Below are 13422 nucleotides of genomic sequence, written 5' to 3' on the forward strand. Positions count from 1 at the left end.
CTTGCCGTGCTCGTCGTGTCTAGTTCACGCATGGAGTCCGGAAACGGGGCGGGGCGCTTCCGAGACGAATTCAGGGGAACTGTTGTTCGCGCGACTTCCTTGTTGTACTCCTCCGAGTCCTTCTCGAAGCCCTTGTCGATCTGCCCCAAACGTGAGTTGTCCAGGATGAGCCCTGCCTGCCTGCTTCAGGGAGTCGTACTCGGTACCGGAGAAGTTGGGCTTGTCCTTGCCCACCAGCGTGCGCAGGGCGCTGGACGCGACCTCGGCGAAGCGATCATTCGCTTCCCGCTTGAGATTCAACATCCGAGAGGTTCGCCGGCAACGAAATACGTTCTTGGCACTCGCCGACTCGATATGCATGCTTAGTGATAGCGTATGCGAAATCGGTAACTGCTTGACGCAGTTCCTCCCCTTTTGCGCGAGTCTCCCCGATCGTCCTTGCTTCGGTGATTAGAGAGTAGGACTGGACTGCCTCACCGGGATCGGTCCTTGGGGGAGTGCACGGAACGTATACGCTTACCAAACCGCCCGGCAGGGACAGAGCCTGCACTGGTCCCTTCCTGATCCGCACCAGCTTGTCGCCCCCACGCTTCCCCTTGTAGAAATTTATCCAAGTGGCAACGGAGGAATCAGAAGCCTGGGATTCGCCGGAGAGAGTAGATTCATCGCCGGAGTAGATGTAGCACGAGAAGAAGAAGTGTTGGCCGGGACTGCCGCTCCTGTCACCTTCTTCCGCGCTCCGGGAAGGTGGGAGAGCCCGTACAGCGGTCTCCCTGTCCACTGCGCCAGAGCATACTTCATGCGGAAGTTTCTCCAGCCCGTTGGTGAAGAGGAAGCGGTAACCGGTAAATCCTCCTGTGAGAAGGAGGCAACCCGCACCGATGTATAGCAGTGCCCTGGCATTCTTTTTCATGGATCTCATCACCGTCACAGCTCAGGCGCTCGGGCGCGCGTGTGTGTCTTCGAGTGCGCCGTCGCTGCGATTCCATCCGTCATTCACCGAGCCGCGGATCAGATCTCTGGTGGAGTCCACCGGAAGCTCGGAAGCGTGCGCTGCGATAGCATCGAGAGCAGACCACTGCGTCTGTTGTACGACAGAATCCTGGGCCCTGTTGAGATCCTTCCCTGTCCGATACAAAGAGTCATCCAGTGCTCCTTCCAACTGCTTACCGTCATAGAAGCGGTCGATGGCCATGCCTGATACGCCGGAGAAGAAGCCTCCAGCAGTTGCCGTAACAAGGGAGGAGACGGCAGGGAAAGAACTGGCGCCGACCCCGATTCCGGTGGCCACGATGGTTTTGATGAAATCTCCCTGCTTCTTGATGGCGTCGTTGTATTCCTTTTCGGTGCCGGTGGCACTCCCGATCCCGGAGTCTGCTGTCGAGTGAGCCACAATTCCCTGGATGTGGCCCGCGTTGTACGCAACCGTCTTGATCGCACTTTCTGTGCTTCCGTCGTACAAGGACGGATCGGCTACATGCGCCGCAAGAAGGCTTGCGGTATAGATGCTTTCACCATACTGAATTGCTGCCTTCCCGTCGGGGTCCCGGGCCACTTCGTAAAGGAAGCGTGTTACGTCCGTCCGGTCGAGCCCTTCGTACGCCTTGCTGGTTGTGAGGAGAGCTGCGTCGGCTCCGGGGCCAGCCAAAACGTTACTGATTTCCGGCATGTACGCCGAGGCAATGTGTCCGAAGCTCTCACCCAAGCCAGCCTTGGAAACGAGGCTGTCCCCGCCGCCAGATTCTGCGACCGCGTGGACGACGTTCTGGGCGATACCTACTTGTTCCCTGCTGTGAGGCGGAACCCCGAAGGCCGGCTCTCCTGGGGTGACACCAGTTACCGCTGCTTCCAAGGCCTTCCCCAAGGATTCGCCGCGGTCTGTGTACTTACTGCTCTCGAGCAAGTGGGTCAGATCGGGCTTGCTCGCCAGTGTTTCTGTAGCAGCCTCCGGGTTGCGGGAAAGTGCGTTCAGATAGCCGATCACGGGGTCTCGTCCGGTTTCCTTACCGAAAACAAGGTCGGCACCTCTTTGCCACATCTCATCCGTGTACTTCCCTTCACCGGCCGGAGCCTTGTCCACCTTCAGGAGGGCCTTGCCGTAGTCGTCAAGGAAGTCGGAATCGTACTTTCCGCTGCCCATCAGGCTGCTCATGACCTGGAAGCCAACCGCTCCGGGAGGGCGGTAGAAGGGGTCCCTGGAGTCAGCTTTAAAACTGATGTTTCCAGCGTCGATCACTCCCTGCTTCCACTGCTGCATAGCGCGAGATTCGGAGTGGGTCGCGTTGGCCAAGTTGGTGCTGAACTGGTCCTGAAACCCCTTCAGATCCTTCAGATCCGCCCCTTGAGCACCGGCATGGTTTTCCGACAGGTCGACCCAGAACTGAAGCGTTCCCTTCGCGCCGAGAGAAGTCGCGAACCTCTCATTGAACAGGGGGTCTCCCTCATGCTCCGCGAAGATGCCCCGCATGTGCTGGACCTGGGCCACGGAGAGGTCGCCCCCCTTGCGGGCGAGTTCGACCATCGCTTTGGCATCCTGGAGAGCCTCCTTCCTCCGCTGCTCCGCCTCTTTGATCGTGGTGGCGGTGTCCGTGTTGAACCCGCGCCCACTGCCGTTCGGGTCTGAAGTCAACGCATAGTGCAAGGCCGAGTCGGCGTCATCGGCATCCTTGAGGACGGATTCCACTCTCTTGTTGCAGTCCTGTACCGCGTTGAAATATCCTTTACTCAACGATTCGCGGTTCTCTACTGGCGCGGCAGAAGGGTCGCAGTAGACACGGCCTTTGGATGTGATCTTGAGGTACTTGTCTTCAGCTACATACTTCTCGATCTTCTTCAGTTCGTTCTTGGCTGCCTGAAAGGCGTCGAGTGCACTGCGCAACAGAGTGTGGACGTCGTGAGCCTCGTCAGAAGCCGCTTTCATTTGTTTTTCAATGAGGTCGAACTTCTCAAGAGCTTCAGTGGCTGTCTCACCCTTCCAGTCCGAGTCCCTGAGCCCCTTGGTGACGGTACTGCCGAAGGACCGGGCGATGGTGTCGAACTGTCCTGGCAAGCGCCGCCATGCGTCAACTGCGTCTGACAACGACGAGAGATTCACGGTGCGCAACTGTTGGTAGGTGATGGCCATGTCAGTTCTTGTCCCTGCCGTTGCCCGCTCGCTTGACGTCGCTGAGTCGTTCGGCCTCTTCAGCTTTGAACTCCGCTGCCGAGGCCTGAAGGTTTCCCTTGACCCCCTGCTCCAGCAGGCTCTCCAAATACCGCATCTGGGTGCGCCAGCGCTTCTGGAAGACGGCGACCCCCGAATCGGACTTGAATCCCTTCAGGCTGATGCCACTCGTCGCGCTCAGCGCCTTGTTGTCCGCGTCCATGAAGTTCTTGCGCACGGTTTCGGCGTTCTTTGATCTTTCCTCCAGCACGGAGGCGTCCACATGCAAGTGAGGTTGGGTCGTGCCACCCTCGGCAGGCAGCTGGTTCAGCTGCATGCTGCTCCGCTGCCGCGCGAGTGCGTTGCTGCGGGCCTGGCCCCACATCTCGTCGAATGACACGTCGGTTCCCTCGTGCTGTCCCGGATGGAAGATCGTGGCGGTGTGGCAGGCCTCAGAGATGCCGGCTTTGGTCGGACCCTGCCATCGGCGGCGGCGGGTTGGTGTGTCCCGGCGGTGGCCCGTAGGGCGGGGGCGGCTGCTGCGGCGCGTACGGGTAGGCAGAGGGCGGGAAGGGCGGAGCCGCCGGCGCGGGGGCCGGGCGCCGGCGACGGGCGCGGACCGCGGAAACGGCGACCGCCGCCGCGAGGAGAGCTGCGGCTCCCATACCCATGGCCACCCACGGAACGCCGCTGTCGTCCGAGTCATCCGCAGCAGATGCCGCGGGCTCCGCCTTCTCGGTAGCTGCCGTGCCGTCGTCCGCGTCCGTGGATGACGGTTTCTCCGTCGACGGAGGCGCCGAGGCAGCCGCTGCCAGGTCGGGCAAGGGGTATTCGTCGGCGGGGCCCGGGTCGCCCGGATTCTTCAGCGCGATGCGGGGCCTGACCATGCCGTACCCGACGGCGTCCGTGCGCTCGTCCCCGCTCTCGGGCTTCCCCGCCGTGTTCAGCATGACCCGCAGTACCTGGTGGTTGGTCCAGTCGGGGTGCTGGGACCAGATGAGGGCGGCTGAGGCCGAGGCGAGGGCCGTGGCCGAACTCGTACCTTCTCCTCCCTTGCAGACTTGGGTTCCGGCAAGGCAGGCGTTGACCATGTCGCTGCCCGGAGCGGTGAAATCGACCTGGGGGCCTCTCTGGGAGGAGCTCAGGACTTTGCCGTCCCTGTCGACCGCTCCTACGCCTACGACACCGGGCGTGGCCGCCGGATACTCCAGCAGATTGGACGCGTCTCCGTTGTTGCCGGCGGCTGCGAAGATCAGTTTGCCCTTGTCGATGGCGTATCGAACCGCCGAGGCAAGTTGCGGCGTTCCGACGTTCTCCCTGCCAGGCGTGTTCGGGTTGCCCATGGAGATGTTGATGATCTGGGCGTCGGTTCCTGCTGCGTAGCGGATTGCTCGCGACAGGACTCGCGAGTATTCCGCATTGCCGTCGACCTGCCCGAAGTCCTCCGTGGCATAGCGCGTCCGGATGGGAAGGATCTTGGCTTCCGGCGCGAGCCCGTACGAGCCGTAGAGGGGCCCTCGAGCGCCGGTTGCGGCGATGAGCGCCGCCATGCGGGTCCCATGGCCCTCGATATCGGTGTGCTCGTCGCCACGTTGCTTCGAGTAGTCCTTGCCGTCGAGAACCTGACCCTTCAGATCGGTCAGTGAGTCGTCGACACCGGAGTCGATGACCGCCACGGTGACCCCCCGGCCCTTGCTGACCTTCCACATCTCGTCCGCGCGCATGACGTCGAGATGCCATTGCATCGAACGGACCGACTCGGCGTGGGCCGGAGTGGCGGCGACGCCCACCAACAGCAGGCCGAGAGTGGCCGATGCCCACGAGAGGGGTCGCCGGGTTCGCTTGCTGCAGGTGCGCATGTGCCTTCCTGAGTAGGAGCGGGTGAGGGGAACTCAGTCGACCACGGGGGGTACTGCCCGCTGGTTCCGGCGACTCCAGGTCTCTTCCTCTTCCGAGAGATAGTCCGGCCTCTCGGAGCCGTCTCGCCGATCCCCGCGACGGGATGACGACGTCTGGACCGGGTGTGGGCCGGCTCCGGCGCGGGCGGCAGCGGGGCCATGGCTCGGTTCAGTCGCACCCGCCTGGCGTACCAAGCCCGCGCCACCGGGCGTGAAGGGGCGTGGGGTCGTGCGGCCTGGCTGGACCGGACGGTTGCCGATCACCCCGCCGGTTTCCGATGCGAGCCGTCGCGCCCCAGGGGCATTGCCGTGTCCCGGTACAGGACTTCCGCCCAAGGGCACACCAGGAGAAGATACGCGTCCAAGAGGCACTCGCCCTTGGCCGCTATCTGCACCGATGACCGTTCCACGCGGGATACCAGCAGAAGGACGGCCGGCCCCGGGGTATACCGGACGGCCTCCAAGGATTCCGGACTCGCGAGGCATACGCGGAACGCCCCCGCCGGTGCCCCCCTGACTCGGAAGCAGAGGGGGGCGAGTACCCGGCGAAGCTTGCGTGGGGCTGAGCGGACCCTGCGCACCACGGCCCATGGACGGTGGGGCGCCGATCGTCTGTGCGGGCAAGGAGACGTCAGGACGCGGCGCGTTGCCGGTGGGGGGCGCCGTTGCGTTGGTGGTTGCCGGGGCCCGAGTTTCCTGCGGTGTGGCTACGCCGTCGATATCCATGGTGGCGGGTCGTGAGTGAGCGATCTGCTCCGCGCTCGGAACAGGGGCCAAGTGGGGAGGCGTGCCGGATGCAGGACGCGTCGAACTCGGTGCCCCGGTTTCGTATCCCTCGGTGGTACGGACGGAGGATGCGCCTGTGGCGGACGAACCCTCAACACCCGGGGTGAAGTACTGCCCGCGTTCAGACGAGTCCTTCCAGCCCGAGGCTCCCAGATGCTGGGCCGGCGGCGAAAACGTAGGCGGCTGCACGCTGTTCACCTGGTACGCCGAGTACTCGTACGTCTGCGCCAGCTTCCGCAACTGCTGGATCGCCTCCGCCCGCGCCGCCTCCATCCGCTGCTGCGCGGCCGCGGCGTCGGACTGGGCGGTCCGCGCCAGCTTCCGTGCGTCGGGGTCGTTGCGGGCGCCCGGGTCCTGCGTCGCCGCGAGCGTCTTCCGGGCCTTCGCGAGGTCGGCCTTGGCCTGCGTCGTCTCGGACGTGGCGGGGATGGCCGCCTTGGCCTCGGCGACCGCCTGGGCCACCGTGGACAGCCAGCGGGAGGCGACTTCCGCGTACTGGCCCAGGCGCAGCGTCGCGGCCGCGCTCTGCCCGCCCCAGTCGCGGAAGGCGTCACCGCCCTCGCCCCGCCACTCGAGTCCCTTGACGTACGTCATGAGATCGTCGCCGATCTTGGTGATCGTCGACGAGGCCTTCGACAGCTTCGTCGCGAGTTGCGCGGCGCCCTCCGGGCTGGCCGAGTCCAGGAGAGCCACCAACTGCTCGTGGGTCATGGACTCGAAGTCGGTGCGGGCCGGCTGCGGTGTCCTGCGGCGTGCCTGCTCGCCCATCAGAAGCCAACCTTTTCCTCGGACTCGGACTGGGACACGGACGCGCGCGTGTCCGGCGTGGACGCCGACCGCTCGGCGTACGGATCACGCTCCGCCGCGTAGTACTTCTCCACCTCCGCGTTGACCGCCTTCATCCGCGCCTTGATATCGGCGTCCAGGTTCTCGTAACCCACCCGGGACGCCTGGACCGCGAGCCCCATACCTTCGATCTGCGCGTCCAGGGCCTTGGAGAGTTTCTCCAGCTCGTCGTGGACGATGGCGTACGAGTCGTAGAGGAACTGTGCTTCCTTGAACTCCGCGGAGCCCAGTTGCGACCGCTCGATGCGGTCCTTGCCGACCTTCGTCGGAGCGGCCTCCGAGTCGTCCAGCTCGCGCAGCAGGTCGTCCACGCGCTTCTTGAAGCCCGCCATGGCGCTGTGCTGGATGTCCAGCGCCATCGCGGGATTGACGTTCGACAGCGTGTCGAACGCCTTCCCCGTGTCCGGGACACCGCCGGTGCCGCCGCCCCCGTTCGAACTCACCTGGCCCGCCTCCCCGTTCCTCTCGAACGTCTCGTTCTGCGATCGGTCGATCACCCTAATGCCGTTGCGGAAGCAAGCCCACCTGAATCAGCGGCGTACCGCGCTTGCGCGAGACGAACACGCCACGCCCCGGCGGCATGGGCCGGGCCCGCACGTTGCCGAGGATGTCGCCCTCGCTGGGATCACCCGAAAGGATCACACCCTGGGCGCCCAGTTCCTTCAGGCGCTGCATGAACGACTCGTACATCGCCCGGGACGCCCCGGCCGAGCTGCGCGCGATGATGAACTTCACGCCCACGTCACGCGCGAAGGGCAGGTGCTCCACCAGCTGGCCCAGCGGGTTTCCGGAGCTGGTCGCGACGAGTTCGTGGTCGTCGACGACGACGAACAGTTGCGGGCCGCTCCACCAGCTGCGGTCGCGCAACTGCTGCGGAGTGATGTCCGGCTTGGGGGCCCGCTTCTCCATGAACTGGCGCACGGCGTCCATGTGCACCTGCATCGCCGACGCCATGGGGGCGTACTCGAGCAGATGGCTCTCCGGCACCGCCTCCAGCATCGTGCGCCGGTAGTCGCCGACCACGATCCGCGCCTCGGCGGGCGTGTAGCGCTCCGCGATCTGCTTGGCGATCAGACGCAGCAGGTTGGTCTTGCCGGACTCGCTCTCGCCGAAGACGAGAAAGAAGGGGTCGGTGTCGAAGTCGACGAACACCGGTTCCAGATTGGCCTCGTCGATGCCGATCGCGATGCCGTGCTGGGGGAACTCGAAGCCCTTGGGCAACTGGTCGGCGGGCAGCTTGCGGGGGAGCAGACGCACGGTCGGGGCCGCCGGACCTTGCCAGTTCTCCTTGACCGTCCGGACCAGGTGGGCCGTGGCGTCGGCCAGGTCGTCTGCGTCGGAGGACGAGTCGATCCGGGGCAACGCCGTCATGAAGTGCAGTTTGGCGGGAACTTGACCACGGCCCGGGACCCCGGTCGGCACGTTCATGGCGACCTTGCGGTCGAATTCGGAGTCCATCGCGTCGCCGAGGCGCAGCTCCAGGCGTCCGAGGATCTGGTCCTTGAGTACCGCGCGTACCTCCATGTAGCGCGAGGCGGAGAGGACCACGTGGATGCCGTAGCCCAGGCCCCGGGCGGCGATGTCGTTGACGACGCCCTCGAGGCCCTCGTAGTCGTTGCGGAAGTTGCCCCAGCCGTCGATGACGAGGAAGACGTCCCCCCACGCCTCTCCGGGCAGGTCGCCCGCCGCGCGGCGCCGGCGGTACGTGGTGATCGAGTCGATGCCGTGCGCGCGGAAGAACTGCTCGCGGCGGTTGAGGATGCCGGCGACCTCCGCGACCGTACGCCGCACGCGCTCCGGGTCGAGCCGCGACGCGACCCCACCCACGTGCGGCAGGTCGGCCACAGCCGTCAGGCCGCCACCGCCGAAGTCGAGCCCGTAGAACTGCACTTCGTACGGCGTGTGGGTGAGCGCGAAGGATGCGATCAGGGTCCGCAGCAGGGTTGACTTGCCCGACTGCGGGCCGCCGACCACCAACATGTGGCCTGCGGCGGCGGAGAAGTCCTGGTAGAGGACCTCCCGCTTCTGCTCGAAGGGCTTGTCGACCAGGCCGAGCGGGACCGTCAGGCCGCCCGGTGCGGAGTACTCCGCGGAGTGGAGCCCGCGCTCTGCGGAGACGGTGAGGGCGGGCAGCAGTTCGTCCAGCGCCGACGCCCGGTCCAGCGGGGGCAGCCACACCTGGTGCGCGGGGACGCCCTGCCCCTCCAGCCGCTGCACGACCACGTCCAGCACGGTGTCGGCCAGGGCGTCGTCCTCCTGCCGCGGCTCGGAGGTGCGTGCCCGGTCCGGATCCGGTGCCGCGTACACCATTGGCACGGGGGCCGCGGTGAACAGCGCGGGCCGCCGCTCGACGGGCGCGCGGCTGAGACCGGTTTCCGGGCCTGCCGTGCGGTACACGCCGGAGACGTACGCCGCCTTGAAGCGCACCATCTCCTCCGTGCCGAACTTCAGGTAACCCGAGCCGGGCACGGAAGGGAGATGGTAGGCGTCCGGCACACCGAGGGCCGCGCGCGACTCGGCGGCCGAGAACGTCCGCAGACCGATGCGGTAGGACAGGTAGGTGTCCAGTCCGCGCAGTCGGCCCTCCTCCAGCCGCTGCGAGGCGAGCAGCAGGTGCACGCCCAGCGAACGGCCGATGCGTCCGATCTGGATGAACATGTCGATGAAGTCGGGCTTGGCAGTGAGGAGTTCGCTGAACTCGTCGATCACGAGCACGAGCGAGGCGAGCGGCTCCAGCGGAGCACCGGCGGCGCGTGCCTTCTCGTAGTCGTGGATGTTGGCGTAGTTGCCTGCGGCGCGCAGAAGCTCCTGGCGCCGCTGGAGTTCGCCGCGGATCGCATCGCCCATGCGGTCGACGAGCGTCAGGTCGTCGGCGAGGTTGGTGATCACGGCGGCGACATGCGGCATGCGGGACATGCCCGCGAACGTCGCGCCGCCTTTGAAGTCCGCCAGGACGAAGTTCAGCGTCTCGGAGGAGTGCGTGACCGCCAGGCCCAGCACCAGCGTGCGCAGCAGTTCGGACTTGCCGGAGCCGGTCGCCCCCACACACAGACCGTGTGGACCCATGCCGTCCTGCGCGGCCTCCTTCAGGTCCAGCATCACCGGGCGGCCGTCCTCGCCGACGCCGATCGGCACCCGCAGGCGCTCCGGCGTCGACCGCGGCCTCCAGGTCCGCGCGACGTCCACCGCCGCCGCGTCCCCCAGCCCGAGCAGTTCGGTGAAGTCCAGGTTGGCGAGCAGCGGTTCGTCGTCGTTGCCGCTGCCCAGCCGCAGCGGAGCGAGTTGCCGCGCGAGCGCCTCGGCTGCGGGCAGCGACAGCCTGTCGGGCTCGCCCTCGTAGGCGACCCCGGCCCCGGAGTCGAGGAACAGCCGCTCCGGACGCACGACCACCGAGAGGTCCCCGCGGAGATGGTCCAGCTCACCGCTCACGACCTCGACGATGGTCACCCCCTGGATGCCCTCGGCGGCCGCGAACGCGGAGGTCGGCGGAACCATGCCGCCATCGAGGACGACGAGGATGTGCGGCTGGTCGAGGAGCGGCTGCCCGTCACGGCTGAACCGGGGGCGGCCCTCCAGCCGGTTCGCGAGCATGTGCTCCAGCTCGCCGAGGTCGTCCCCGAACAGGCGGCGCGTGCCGGCGCCGTCGAACGACCCCGCCACCTGGCAGTGCGGCAGCCACTTGGTCCAGTCCCAGCGGCCCACGGCTCCCGGAGCGGTCACCACGGCGACCACCAGGTCGTCGGGGGAGTGGAGGGTGGTGGCCTGCGCGACCAGCGCGCGCGCTGCGGCGTGGGCGCTGTCCGGTTCTCCGGAGACCGTCACGTGGTAGAAGGCGCGCAGGGAGACGGCGACCGGCAGACCGTCCAACTGACCGTGCACGGACAGGAAGCGCTGCATGGCGCCGGCGCACAGCGGCTCCAGCTCGTCCACCGGCGCTGTGTGCGGGGCGACCAGCGGGGTGGCCAGCTGCTGCGGTCCCAGACCCACCCGCACCTGCCCGAAGTCGGCGTCGCCGACGCGGCGTTCCCACACCCGGCTGCCCTCGGCGACCACCGCCCACAGCTGCTCGGGCGCGGGATGCAGGTACAGCTGCGCGTCCCGCTGGCGGCGGGCCGTCCCGCGCACCTTGCGGCGGGTCTGTGCGAGATACCGGAGGTAGTCGCGGCGCACGTCTGCCATTTGCCCCTGCGTACCCCTGCGGTACCGCACGATCTGGGCGACGACCATCGCGGCCGTCGACACCAGCATGACCACGCCCATGATCCGCATGAACGGGTGTGCGTTGGGAGAGGCGAAGTAGAACACCACCGACGAGCCCATGCCGAGCGTGGGCAGCACCTGCATGAGGACGCCCTCCTGCTGCCCGCGCGGCAACTCGGGAGGAGCTTCCAGTTGAAGCTCGTCCGAGGACACCTCGGGCGGCAGGGTGCGCGGTGGGCGCTTGACGACGATCTGGCTCACCGAGGCCTCAATCCCCCTGTGTGGACGGTCGGTTGTACACCGGCACCCCCGTGGTGACGGTCGTCCTCCACACCAGGGATCCTACGTGTCACCCCCGACAGAACTTGTCGGTAGGGTTGCGCCCCGCAGCGTACGCATCCGCGAAGCAGGGGGTCAGTGAAGGTGAGTACGACCACGGCGACGGGTTTCTGCAGAGTCACGGTGGTGGCCCCCGACAGCCGTATCGACGTGGCGCTCCCGGTGGACATCCCCGTCGCCGACGTCTACCCGGAGATCCTTCGTCTGACGGGTCAGGCCCAGCAGGTCGGCACTCCGACGGGATATCACCTGGTACGGCGCGACGGCAGGGTCCTGGAAGGCGCCCGCACGCTCTCCGACGAGCAAGTCCTCGACGGAGAGGTCCTCAGCCTGCGGCCGTTCGCCCACTCGCTGCCGCCCGCCGTGCATGACGACGTGTCGGACGCGGTCGCCTCGGCGGTGGTCCGCGACCGGCACCTGTGGAGCGACGACCTGTTGCGCGCCGCCGGACTGACCGGAGGCGCCCTGCTCCTGCTGCTGCTCGCGTTCGTCCTGTGGTTCACCGATCCGGTCCGGCACGACATGCACGGTCTGCCCAGCATCGTCGCGGGAGGCCTCGGCTTGCTGCTCACCGCCTTTGCGGGCGTCCGTGCGCGGGTCTACGACGACCGGGCCACGGCCGTAGCCCTGGGACTGGGCGCCCTGCCCCTGCTGCTCGTCGCCGGGTCGGGGATCATCGCGGCCCCGGCCGGGCAGGGGCCGGGGAAACTGCAGTTCATGCTGGGCTGCGCGGCGGTTCTGGTGGTGTCGGTGACCCTCCTCGCGTTCGCGCCCGGCTCGGACGCCCCCTTCGTGGCCGCGACCTTCCTGGCGGGGGTGGGCACCCTGGCCACCTTCGTCACGATCGTCACCGGAGCCTCCGCGACCGACGCCGCCGCCGTCTGCGCCCCCTCCGCGATCGCCCTGGTCGCCTTCCTCCCCGGTCTGTCCGTGCGCTTCGCGCGCCTCCCCATCGGCTATGCCGCCCCGCGTTCCGCCCTCCACGACGACTTCGAGGCGGACCCGTCGCAGGCGCCGGACGCCGAGGCCCTCGACGCCGAGCACATCGCCGCCCAGGCCCGGCGCGGGCACGAAATGCTGCTGGGGCTGGTGGGCGGCACGTCCGCCGTCGTCGTCGCCTCTGCGGCGGTCCTCGGCTTCTCGGACGACGTGTGGGCCCAGCTGCTGGCGCTCGCCGTGGGCCTGTCCATGCTGATCCGCGCCCGGCTGTTCCGGTACACCTCCCAGGTGGTCTGCGCCCTGGTCGCCGGCATCGGCGCCGTCGCGCTGCTGCTCGTGGGGATGGTGCTGAACCCTCCGGTCGAGGCCATGACGGAGTTCGTCCTGCACGGCGACAGGGGAGCGCTGGAACTGCGTACCCTGTGGCTGTCCGCGGCCGTGGCCGTCGGTGTCGCGCTGATCACCGCCATCGGTCTCGTCGTCCCCCGCAAGGGCCTCTCGCCCTTCTGGGGCCGCTTCCTCGACCTCACCGAGTCGGCCGCCCTGCTCACGCTCGTGCCGCTCTGCCTGGCCGCTCTGGGTGTCCTCACCGCGGTCCGGTCGCTGACAGGCTGAGGCTCCGGCGTGTCCGGCGTTCCCCGCAGCCGGGGGCGGAGGGCGGCGGAAGCCCTGGTACTCTGGCCCACGGCCGTATGTGTACGCACCCCCGGAGCCGCTCGCTCTGGAGGCCGCGCCCAGCGGATCCCCGCCTTCCGAGTCATGGAAGACCCCCCGAGAAGCAGACCGGGGGCACTCGGTGGCCACTCACAGATCATGAGGAGTACGCGTGTCGCTCGACGCCGCAGTGAAGAAGCAGATCATCTCCGAGTTCGGCACCAAGGAGGGTGACACCGGCTCCCCCGAGGTCCAGGTCGCTCTGCTGTCCCGTCGGATCTCCGACCTGACGGAGCACCTGAAGACCCACAAGCACGACCACCACTCCCGCCGTGGCCTGCTGATCCTCGTCGGTCAGCGCCGCCGGCTCCTGCAGTACCTCGCCAAGAAGGACATCCAGCGCTTCCGTGCGCTGGTCGAGCGCCTCGGCATCCGCCGCGGTGCGGCGGGCGCCAAGTAAGACGCCGTGAGGGGAGCGGTTCCCGGGACAAGGGGGCCGCTCCCTTTGCTGTACGTGCGGAGTGTCACTGCCCCTTTGTAGTGTGGTAGCACAACGCAAGAACTACGACTCAGCGTGATGACCGGCGCCGCATCGGGTATGCGACCCACGGACCATCA

The 13422-nt window shown here is 67.2% G+C and carries 9 protein-coding genes; 2 read left to right on the plus strand and 7 right to left on the minus strand.

Features of this window, described 5'->3' with window-relative positions:
• Positions 1–24: 24 nt before the first annotated feature.
• The 7 genes from AY578_RS24385 to eccCa form a co-directional block, all read right to left on the minus strand.
• Positions 25–360: a hypothetical protein gene (locus AY578_RS24385; protein WP_136238642.1), complete on the minus strand. Its 336-nt coding sequence runs from the start codon at positions 358–360 to the stop codon at positions 25–27.
• Positions 361–934: 574 nt separating this feature from the next.
• The gene (locus tag AY578_RS24390; RefSeq protein WP_258905476.1) at positions 935–3124 is read right to left on the minus strand and encodes a PPE domain-containing protein; all 2190 of its coding nucleotides are present in this window, start codon (positions 3122–3124) and stop codon (positions 935–937) included.
• A 1-nt stretch (position 3125) separates the two neighbouring features.
• Positions 3126–3542, minus strand: coding sequence for a hypothetical protein (locus AY578_RS24395; RefSeq protein WP_028961805.1), 417 nt, complete (start codon positions 3540–3542; stop codon positions 3126–3128).
• Between the two features lie 52 nt (positions 3543–3594).
• Positions 3595–5001, minus strand: a complete 1407-nt coding sequence (gene mycP, locus AY578_RS24400) for a type VII secretion-associated serine protease mycosin (RefSeq protein ID WP_258905479.1) — start codon at positions 4999–5001, stop codon at positions 3595–3597.
• A gap of 33 nt (positions 5002–5034) precedes the next feature.
• The gene (locus AY578_RS24405) at positions 5035–6594 is read right to left on the minus strand and encodes a WXG100 family type VII secretion target (RefSeq protein WP_258905480.1); all 1560 of its coding nucleotides are present in this window, start codon (positions 6592–6594) and stop codon (positions 5035–5037) included.
• Complete coding sequence (locus tag AY578_RS24410; RefSeq protein ID WP_028961808.1) at positions 6594–7115, minus strand: DUF2563 family protein; 522 nt, start codon at positions 7113–7115, stop codon at positions 6594–6596. The genes AY578_RS24405 and AY578_RS24410 overlap by 1 nt, the downstream gene beginning before the upstream one ends.
• 55 nt (positions 7116–7170) lie before the next feature.
• Entirely contained in the window at positions 7171–11133 is a 3963-nt protein-coding gene (gene eccCa / locus AY578_RS24415) for a type VII secretion protein EccCa (protein WP_161108778.1), read from the minus strand.
• 162 nt (positions 11134–11295) lie between these two features.
• Here eccCa and eccD point away from each other — a divergent pair, with 162 nt between their 5' ends.
• Both eccD and rpsO read left to right on the plus strand, forming a co-directional pair.
• Entirely contained in the window at positions 11296–12765 is a 1470-nt protein-coding gene (gene eccD / locus AY578_RS24420) for a type VII secretion integral membrane protein EccD (protein WP_258905481.1), read from the plus strand.
• A gap of 211 nt (positions 12766–12976) precedes the next feature.
• Positions 12977–13264 (plus strand): 30S ribosomal protein S15, encoded by a 288-nt coding sequence (rpsO, locus tag AY578_RS24425; RefSeq protein ID WP_006130415.1) that lies wholly within the window; start codon positions 12977–12979, stop codon positions 13262–13264.
• The last annotated feature ends 158 nt before the right edge of the window (positions 13265–13422 follow it).

This window comes from Streptomyces thermocarboxydus, assembly GCF_024760485.1.
Classification (GTDB): Bacteria; Actinomycetota; Actinomycetes; order Streptomycetales; family Streptomycetaceae; genus Streptomyces; species Streptomyces cellulosae.

Bases quoted from the DNA above. Each gene is read 5' to 3' on its own strand.
- AY578_RS24385 (WP_136238642.1), bottom strand. From the start codon at position 360: ATGCATATCGAGTCGGCGAGTGCCAAGAACGTATTTCGTTGCCGGCGA.
- AY578_RS24390 (WP_258905476.1), bottom strand. From the start codon at position 3,124: ATGGCCATCACCTACCAACAGTTGCGCACCGTGAATCTCTCGTCGTTG.
- mycP (WP_258905479.1), bottom strand. From the start codon at position 5,001: ATGCGCACCTGCAGCAAGCGAACCCGGCGACCCCTCTCGTGGGCATCG.
- AY578_RS24405 (WP_258905480.1), bottom strand. From the start codon at position 6,594: ATGGGCGAGCAGGCACGCCGCAGGACACCGCAGCCGGCCCGCACCGAC.